The 6,359-nt window shown below is 67.3% G+C and carries 6 protein-coding genes; 3 read left to right on the top strand and 3 right to left on the bottom strand.

What is annotated here, in order from left to right; translation table 11 throughout:
• Window positions 1-209: 209 nt before the first annotated feature.
• Together EV651_RS07265 and EV651_RS07260 are read right to left on the bottom strand one after the other, a co-directional pair.
• Complete coding sequence (locus EV651_RS07265; RefSeq protein ID WP_133783266.1) at window positions 210-893, bottom strand: VOC family protein; 684 nt, start codon at window positions 891-893, stop codon at window positions 210-212.
• Between the two features lie 90 nt (window positions 894-983).
• Window positions 984-1,589 carry an ABATE domain-containing protein gene (locus EV651_RS07260; RefSeq protein ID WP_133783264.1) on the bottom strand — a complete coding sequence of 202 codons (606 nt, stop codon included), beginning with the start codon at window positions 1,587-1,589 and terminating at the stop codon, window positions 984-986.
• A gap of 53 nt (window positions 1,590-1,642) precedes the next feature.
• On the opposite strand from EV651_RS07260, the gene EV651_RS07255 reads away from it, so the two are divergent.
• Window positions 1,643-2,308, top strand: a complete 666-nt coding sequence (locus tag EV651_RS07255) for a maleylpyruvate isomerase family mycothiol-dependent enzyme (RefSeq protein ID WP_133783262.1) — start codon at window positions 1,643-1,645, stop codon at window positions 2,306-2,308.
• Window positions 2,309-2,523: 215 nt separating this feature from the next.
• Here EV651_RS07255 and EV651_RS07250 read toward each other — a convergent pair whose 3' ends face one another.
• Window positions 2,524-4,557: a DUF4185 domain-containing protein gene (locus tag EV651_RS07250; RefSeq protein ID WP_133783260.1), complete on the bottom strand. Its 2,034-nt coding sequence runs from the start codon at window positions 4,555-4,557 to the stop codon at window positions 2,524-2,526.
• 203 nt (window positions 4,558-4,760) lie between these two features.
• Here EV651_RS07250 and EV651_RS07245 point away from each other — a divergent pair, with 203 nt between their 5' ends.
• Together EV651_RS07245 and EV651_RS07240 are read left to right on the top strand one after the other, a co-directional pair.
• Window positions 4,761-5,423, top strand: a complete 663-nt coding sequence (locus EV651_RS07245; protein WP_238156712.1) for an SIS domain-containing protein — start codon at window positions 4,761-4,763, stop codon at window positions 5,421-5,423.
• Window positions 5,420-6,358: a ribokinase gene (locus EV651_RS07240; RefSeq protein ID WP_133783258.1), complete on the top strand. Its 939-nt coding sequence runs from the start codon at window positions 5,420-5,422 to the stop codon at window positions 6,356-6,358. The genes EV651_RS07245 and EV651_RS07240 overlap by 4 nt, the downstream gene beginning before the upstream one ends.
• Window position 6,359: the final 1 nt, after the last annotated feature.

The following is a 6,359-nucleotide window of genomic DNA, read 5'->3' as shown; positions in this document are numbered from 1 at the left end:
GCACGATGGCGTCCCCTACGACCCCGCCAAACACGGTGCCGCAGCAGCGCTCAACAAGCCCGTCGCTGCCTGAGGTTGACACAGGGAGTGTCATGGGGCCTCCCGGCCTGGACTGAGGAGCGGAGGGAGCGAAGCGACCGTAGCGACGAGGGAAGGACGGGAGTTACAGCCCCATGACCCGCCGCGCCGGAGGCGTGGCATCGGTAGAGTCATGGGGCCTCCGGTGGCAGAAAGACGCAGAATTCGTTGCCTTCGGGGTCGGCGCAGACGTTCCAGCCGATCTCGTCGTCCTTGGGCCGCAGCAGTGTCGCACCCGCCTCGAGGATCGGCTGCAGGGCCGGTGCGGTCACGTCCCAGTGCACGCGGTTCTTGACCGTCTTCGGCTCCGGGACCGGGTTGAAGACCCAGTACTTGAACGGCAGACCCGGCACGTTCTCGAGCCAGTAGTACGGCCTGCCGGGCCGACTCGAGAAGTCGCCGCCGATCACGCCCGCCCACCACCGCGCCTGCGCCTCCGGGTCCGCCGAGTCGACGACGAGTTCCATCAGCCGGTACGCCGGAACCGTCTCGCGGACGAACCCGCAGAACTCGCCGCCCTCCGGGTCGGCCATGACTGTCCACTGCTGCGACTCGGTCTCCGGCGACATGACCGTGGCCCCCGAGCGTTCGAGGTCCGCGATCTCACCGGTGATCACGTCGAGGTGCACGCGGTTCTTCACCGTCTTCGGCTCCGGGACCGTGCACATCCAGATGGTCTTCTCCGGGACGTCACCGACGAGCACGTTCGGGTTGTCGGCCGGCGGGGTCAGCCCGATCGTCCGTCCCCAGAAGGCAGCCATCTCGCTCGGGCTCGCCACGTCCACACACAGGTCCTTGAACCGCGCGATACTCATCCGCGTCCTCGCTTCGCTCCGGGCGCGGACGAGGCACGAGACACCCTGTGTTGAATGATGACCTCGCTACGCTCGCTCATGGCGCACAGATTATCCGGAGGTCCGTTTCCGGTAGTGGCGGTTCACCCGCTCGCGATTCCCGCAGGCCGGCGAGCACCACGTCTGCCGCGGGTCGTCCTGCAGGAAATACTTCACACACCGCGCCGCCGGGCAGGCGCGCAGCCGCGCCCGGTCCGGGCTCACCAGGAAGTCGATCGCCGACCGCCCAACCGCGCCTACGAGCAACTCGATCGGATCCTCGGTCCGATACGCCCACCGCTTTACCGGCTCATCCGCCCACTCGAGGTGCGTCGTACCCAGCCGATCCGCCGCCCGATTCACCATCCGCAGCGCATCCTGAAGGCTCATCAACCGCGCAGCATCCGCCGTACTAGGTTCCCCAGGCGCAACCGCCCGAGCAAACAACGCCCGCACCGCACCCCGAATTCGCACCAGGTCCTCCCGCAGGTTGGGGAGGGTTTCTGCCCGATTCGGGAGCACAAACCTCCCCAAGTCGGCCCCCAACACCTGAGCGATCAACTGGTCGTGCTCGATCAGCCAGGCGGCTGCCTCCTCCTGGGTGGAGAGCAGGTCCGCGATGCCACCATGCCCGTCGTGCTTGATGGTGGCAGCCAAAGCGAAGGCGAGCGTGGTCATGTGATGATACTAATGGGACATTCGATTGATGGCATGTGAATGAAGGAGCTGCTGTGGCCCTGAACGAAGTGCGTGCGATCGCGGACCAACTGCTCGCCGTGACGGCAGATCTCGACGACGCCACCGCACGTGGCGGCTCCGCCCTGCCCGGGTGGTCACGTGGTCACGTGATCACCCACATCGCGAACTTCTCCGAGGCGATGACGCGTCAGGTCGACGAAGCGCTGCAGGGTCGGCTCGTCGAGGTGTACGACGGTGGCCGCCCGGCACGCGATGCCGCGATCGAGGCCGGTGCGGACCGCCCCGCCGCCGAACTCCGGTCCCACCTGACGCAGGCCGTCACCACGTTGCTCGCCTCCTGGGACAAGGTGGGCCCCACCGACTGGCCGCTCCCGATCCTGCACCGCAACAGCAACCTCTCCGCCGGCCTGCAGGCCACGTGGCGCGAACTCACCATCCACACCACAGACCTCGACCTAGGCATCACCCCCACCACCTGGTCGGACGACTTCTGCCTCCACCTGCTGGACTTCCTCCGGCCCCGCACCCCCGACAACACCCACCTGATCCTCAAGTCGCCCACCCACATCTGGGACAACGGCACCGGCACAGACATAACCCTCGAAGGCACCTTCACCGACCTAACCGCCTGGTATGCCGGCCGCCCAACCCCAGCCCCCATCAAGGGCCCGACCCCACCCCTCCTCCCCTGGCCGTAGCCCGCACCTGCAGCACTCACCAACCCGGTCCGCAGACAACCCCAGGGAGCCCCCACCGAGCGCACAACCGCCCACCCCACAACCGTTGGTGAGTGCCTGAGGTACGCACTGATCCCTCGACCCCGTCCACGACCGAATCTCGACGACATCGCAGGTGAGGTTGGCTTTCCGGAAAGAAGTTTGCGCTGGGTGGCGATTTCTTTCCGGAAAGGCGGTCAGCTGACGGTGAAGTCGTCTGCCTGGATCCAGGTGTCTTTGTTGGGGGCGTTGAAGCCGGCGTAGATGGTTAGTTCGTGGACGCCTGCTGGGACTTTCAGTGTGACCTCGTGGTGGGCGTAGCCGAGGCTGGCGCCGAAGGTGGTGGTTGCGAGATCGGTTGTGCCGGTGCGGACGCCGAAGCGGCCCTGGTCGGTGGGGAGGTTTGTTGATGCGTTGATCCAGGAGCCGAAGGTGTACGTCGTACCGGGGACAACGGGGACGTTCTGGTAGAGCGCGCTCCAGCCCGTACACGTGCAGCGGATCCACCCGTTGTTGGCGCCCGAGTGTGCGAAGCCGAGGCCGCGGTCGACGCCGTGGGCCGCCGTACCTTCGAAGAGCCACGCCGGCTTACCGCTGCCGGTGCCCTCGAAGCCGCCGTCGGCGAGCTGCGACACGTACCGAACAGCAAGCTCGGAAACGGTCGAGTACGAACGCGTCCCACCGGGCAGACCGATCACCCGGACCCCGTCCGTCTCCTGCACCGGGAAGGTGATTGTGTACGTCGTGTTCGCGCCGGCCGTCGCATCGCCCGGGTACGTCGGCGACACGGTCTGCGATCCGACCTCGACCCACTGCTCGTTCTGGCGTACCTGGACCCGCGGCCGCCCCGTGAAGTACCCGCCCTCGGCCGACACTGCGCCGGACGTGAACTCCACGTTGTTCACCTTGTGCCGCGCGGGCCACTCGTACCCCCACCACGACGCGCCCTTCACCTCGTCGTCGAAGTCGGACTCGCTGCCCGTCCTCGAGCCGTCGTTCAGCAACGCGAGACTGCCCGACTGCGTCGACTTCGAGATCGCAACCGCACCGGTCGAAGCAGCAGCGAGGTCGTCCGATCCGGGGAGGTTCGACGCCGGCGTATCAACGGACGGAGTGAGAACGAGCTTGCGCAGGTTGAAGTTGTAGACCGACGTACCGATCCCGCCTCCACCGCACGGGCACACGTTCGCCTGCAGGTACATCGTCTTGCCGTCCGGCTGCACGAACTTCGACGGGATCGTCACGCCGTACCCGCCGTACTTCGACGTCGACCACGGATACCCGCCGAAGTCCTTGGAGAGGAAGTGCTTCCACGGCCCCCACGGTGTCGGCGACTCGTAGAACTCGAACGTGTACTCCGTCCACGACGTGTACACGTACCGCTTCTGCTGGGCCAGATAAGTCACGCCACCCTGACTGATCACGCTCAGGTTGGACGCGTTCGTCCCGTACGTCTGCGCGTACAGCCGCCGCTGGTCGTTGAGCACCGGCTTGCGATCGGCGATCTTCCCCGACCATCCCGACCCGGTGTAGAACTTCCACGCGCTCCTGTCCTGCACCTCACGCTTGGGCACCCGCGCCAGGAACACCGATTGCGGATCGGGGACCGTGTCGTCGAACGAATCCCGCCAGTTCCCGTCGAGACCGTAGGCGTACATATACCCGTCGGGCGCCGCGACGCCGCCCTTGCCGAAGTCCGCGAACCAGATCGTCGTGAACACGTGGTCCGAGAACATCGGCTTCGACTTGTCCCACGTCCACGTCCGCCCGTGGTCGGTCGACTTGAGGATCGTCGCCGCAGGTACGTCGTTGAAGTCGAGCGCGAGGTCCTGGACGGCGAGATACAGCGTGTCGCCGACGCACACCATCCCCGTCGGCTTCCGGTTGTACCCTGCGCCGCTCCAGATCGATCCGACCTGATCCCCGCGAGAGATCGTTGCCCCGGACAAGTTTCCCGGCGTACCGGTGATCTCGCTGACCGCGATGTCGGCGAAGTCGCCGTCGAGGCTGAACCCCTTGCCGTCGCCGTTCGCGGCGTACAGCTTGTCGTTACCGGCCCAGCACGACGGCCACAGGTCGCCGTCGCTCTGGCTGGGCATGCCCTTGGACTCCACCTGGGCGGTGCCGATCGCGTTCACGGTGGCGGCCTCCTGGGGATTCGAGGACTGGGTCAGGAGGGTCGCCGTTCCGAAGACCAGCGGCAGGACAGCGAGCAAGGCCCCACGCTTCATGGGCGATCCCTTCGAGGGGCAATCGATTTCCAGCAAATGTACGAGCGCCGATCAGGGCGGTCAAGGGGCGAGGAGGTGACGATGTGAGCGATCTGCGCAATTCCCGCGTATACACAAGGGTTTTGACCTGCGCGCAGCCGTTGACACCACCCGACCCCACTGCCTAACCTGCGGAAATCGATTTCTGAGCGAGAGGCGCTGGGATGCCAGTTGTGCCGAACCGTGCGTCCGCCCACCGCACGGCCGACGAGCTGTCCAGGGATCTGGTGGCGCGGGGGCTGCAGGCGGCGCGGGACGCCATCGAGACCGAGGCCGCCGCTGTGTCGGCGCTGGCCGACCGCCTGGACGGGGTCTTCCTCGAGGTCCTGACCGCGGTCGCCCGCTGCGAAGGTCATCTCGTGGTGACCGGCCTCGGCAAGTCCGGCCTGGTCGGACGCAAGATCGCGGCGACGCTCGCGAGCACAGGTACGCCGGCCACCTTCATCCACTCCGCCGACGCGTTGCACGGGGACTCCGGCGCCGTGACGCCCCGCGATCTCGTCCTGGCACTGTCCGCATCCGGAGAGACCGCCGAGGTGTGCGCGTTCGCCCGGATGTTGCGGGACCGCCAGATCCCCGTGATCGCGATGACCGGTCGCGAGGACTCGACACTGGCCCAATTGGCGACGTACACGCTGGACACGATGGTTCTTCGCGAGGCGGATCCGCTGAACCTGGCGCCGACCGCGTCGACGACCGCCTCTCTGGCGATGGGCGACGCGTTGGCGTGCGCACTCGTCGTACTGCGGGAGTTCAGCCATCACGACTTCGCGCAGTTCCACCCGTCCGGTGCCCTCGGCAAGCGTCTGTCGGGGGACCAGCCATGACCGATGTATGTGTTCTCGGATCGTTCATGAAGGACCTGGTCGCGTCGGCGGAGCGGCGGCCGTTGCCGGGTGAGACGCTGCACGGCACCGGGTTCGCGGAGTTCCTCGGCGGCAAGGGCGTGAACCAGGCGATCGCGGCGGCCCGGATGGGTGCGCGGACGGCGATCATCGGGACCATCGGCGAGGACCGGTACGGCGAGGAGTTCCTGGAACTGCTGTCTGCGAACGGGGTCGACACCTCGTGGGTCGTGCGGCACCCGTCGCTCGGCACCGGGGTAGGACTGCCGCTGGTACTGCCGGACGGCGGGAACTCGATCATCATCGTCTCCCGCGCGAACGCGGCGATCACCGCGCAGGACGTCGAGGCCGCGACCGACGTCCTGACCGCGAGCAAGGTGCTGAGCGTGCAGCTCGAGCTCCCGGTCGAGGCGAGCCACACCGCCCTCCGGCTCGCCTCGACCGCGGGCGTCACCACGATCCTCACACCGGCCCCGGTCGGACCGGTCGATCCGACGCTGGCGACGTACGTCGACATTCTGGTGCCGAACGAGGTGGAGGCGGCGGCGCTCACCGGGCTGGACTGCGACGACGAGTCGCAGGTGCCGATGATCGCGCGCAAACTCGCGGAGGACTGGGACCTGCGGGCCTGCGTGGTGACGCTCGGGTCCCGGGGTGCCTATGTCTTGGACCGGGTCGGCGGGTTCGAGGAGCGGATCAGCGCACACGAGGTGGACACCGTCGATACGGTCGGCGCCGGGGATGCGTTCTGCGGTTCGCTGGCCGCGTCGCTCGCAGACGGGGCCGACCTGGTGGACGCCGTACGACTGGCGAACGCGGCGGGCGCCCTCTCGACCACCGTCAACGGCGCCGCCGACTCCGCTCCTTCACAGGCCGCGGCCCTGGCACTACTGCAAGGCGCGACGTCGGCATCATGAG

Origin of the sequence: Kribbella sp. VKM Ac-2571, assembly GCF_004362255.1 — a bacterium.
GTDB classification, from domain to species: Bacteria; Actinomycetota; Actinomycetes; order Propionibacteriales; family Kribbellaceae; genus Kribbella; species Kribbella pratensis.
This window is presented reverse-complemented; position numbering and strand designations above follow the sequence as displayed.

Bases quoted from the DNA above. Each gene is read 5' to 3' on its own strand.
- EV651_RS07265 (WP_133783266.1), bottom strand. From the start codon at position 893: ATGAGTATCGCGCGGTTCAAGGACCTGTGTGTGGACGTGGCGAGCCCG.
- EV651_RS07260 (WP_133783264.1), bottom strand. From the start codon at position 1,589: ATGACCACGCTCGCCTTCGCTTTGGCTGCCACCATCAAGCACGACGGG.
- EV651_RS07250 (WP_133783260.1), bottom strand. From the start codon at position 4,557: ATGAAGCGTGGGGCCTTGCTCGCTGTCCTGCCGCTGGTCTTCGGAACG.
- EV651_RS07245 (WP_238156712.1), top strand. From the start codon at position 4,761: ATGCCAGTTGTGCCGAACCGTGCGTCCGCCCACCGCACGGCCGACGAG.
- EV651_RS07240 (WP_133783258.1), top strand. From the start codon at position 5,420: ATGACCGATGTATGTGTTCTCGGATCGTTCATGAAGGACCTGGTCGCG.